At 58.7% G+C, this 957-nt stretch carries 1 protein-coding gene; it reads right to left on the minus strand.

Annotated features, from left to right (window positions below; all coding sequences use genetic code 11):
• Positions 1–659 precede the first annotated feature (659 nt).
• The coding region (locus tag HP499_RS24580; protein ID WP_216660299.1) for a hypothetical protein at positions 660–957 on the minus strand (298 nt) is incomplete at its 5' end.

Below are 957 nucleotides of genomic sequence, written 5' to 3' on the forward strand. Positions count from 1 at the left end.
CGACGACTGCGGGGAGGGGGTCTTCCAGGGACCTCCCCCGGTCGTGGAGCAAGAGCAGATGAAAGACGGAGCAGAACAACGAAAAGTTCTTGGGTAAGACGGCTGAAGATGGGAATGAACGTACCGGTGACGACGAAAGGAGCCATCCAGAGAACTGCCGGCTAAAAGTTGTCCACGGTGGAAAGTTCTATATCTCAGTGCCGGTCAAAGCCGGGATTAGCATCGCGCCACCCCTCAAGACGAATCCGGCGCCCACCATCGCCGTCATCCGCGGGGCCCTTCCGGATCCGTGCCCTTTTTCTCTTTCCGGGTCCGCCACAAGACTGAGATCACTGCCAGGGCCATGGCCAGTGCTGTGAACCAAAGGCTGCCGGATCCTTGCATGGCCATGACAACCGAGACGATCAGAATTGCTGTTGCTATCGCGAGGTAAAGCCATCGCCCCGCCGTCACTGGACCAGCCCCAGGTTTACCGGCACAAAACCGTCAGTCGGTGGTCCCGCCGAATTGCACCCGAATGTCGACCAAAAGCCAGTGCGAAAGTCCTTGAACTGAACCAGCGGCTCTGCGGCCGCACCCCCTGCAGTCATGTTTTTCACTCTATACGCGTTGGTCGCGGGGAGCTGTGTCGTCTCCGAAATCGAGGAACGCCGAGCCGACTATTCGGCTTTGAACGAGGACAGCCGGCTCATTTTCCGGCGGGCCACAACCACCAGGGAACGCAGTGCCACGGCCCCTGCATTCAAGAAACCAGCAATCACACTGATGCTGCCGCTGAATCGGCCACTGCTCCGCCAGTTCTGCGTTAGTTCCCACGCCATGCGGATGAAGTGCACTCCGAGGACGACGATGAACAGTGAGATCACCAGGCCGGCAATGGAGGCGGCCACGATCATCACACCAGTGATGTGCACCAGGAGGACGGCAGAGATCACAACTGTATGTGCGTCAAGAAGT

The organism is Paenarthrobacter sp. CM16, from assembly GCF_013179505.1.
GTDB lineage: Bacteria > Actinomycetota > Actinomycetes > Actinomycetales > Micrococcaceae > Arthrobacter.